The organism is Streptomyces sparsus (genome assembly GCF_054776295.1).
This window is the reverse complement of record NZ_BAAHCA010001475.1, coordinates 1-806: the sequence shown is the minus strand read 5'-3', so window position 1 is coordinate 806 and position 806 is coordinate 1. Positions and strand designations below refer to the sequence as shown.

The following is an 806-nucleotide window of genomic DNA, read 5'->3' as shown; positions in this document are numbered from 1 at the left end:
GGGCCCTGCCGCGCGGCGGCCCGTCGGCGCGCTGTTACACAACCGACGGGTGGCCGTGCGGCTGCCGTGTCCTGATGGGCGGTCGCCCCGCAACACCGTCTCCATAGCGTGCCTCGGGTACCGGCCGTATCGAGGCCGGTACCGCGGGGACGCTACGGAGGCGGGGCGATGACGGCAGAGGTGCTGGACTTCGAGGAGTACGTGCGGACGCGGCAGGACGCCCTGCTGCGCAGCGCACGCCGTCTGGTGCCCGACCCGTGCGACGCGCAGGACCTGCTGCAGACCGCGCTGGTGCGCACCTACCCGAAGTGGGACGGCATCGCCGACAAGTCGCTCGCCGACGCCTACCTGCGCCGCGTCATGATCAACACCCGTACCGAGTGGTGGCGGGCCCGGCGCGTCGCGGAGGTGCCCACCGACGTGCTGCCGGACGTCGTGGGCGTCGAGGACGGTGCCGGGCAGCACGCCGATCGGGCGCTGCTTGTCGACATACTGGGAGTGCTCGCCCCCAAGCAGCGCAGCGTCGTGGTGCTGCGCCACTGGGAACAGATGAGCACCGAGGAGACCGCCGAGGCCCTCGGCATGTCGGCCGGCACGGTGAAGAGCACACTGCACCGGGCGCTGGCCCGGCTCCGGGAGGAGCTGGAGAGCAGGGAGTCGCGGTGGTCGCAGGAGCCGGTGCGGGAGCGGAGCCGCACCGCGTGCGCGGCCTGACGGCCCGTGCCGTCGCCGTCCTGGCGCTGCTGCCGGTCGTCGCGCTGACCGGTTGCGGCAGTGGCGCGGGCATCCGGGTGGAGACGTCCAGG

General features: G+C 73.4%; 1 protein-coding gene. It reads left to right on the top strand.

Annotated elements, in window-relative coordinates:
* Window positions 1-168 precede the first annotated feature (168 nt).
* Complete coding sequence (locus tag ACYVE9_RS29120; RefSeq protein ID WP_461030873.1) at window positions 169-714, top strand: SigE family RNA polymerase sigma factor; 546 nt, start codon at window positions 169-171, stop codon at window positions 712-714.
* Window positions 715-806: the final 92 nt, after the last annotated feature.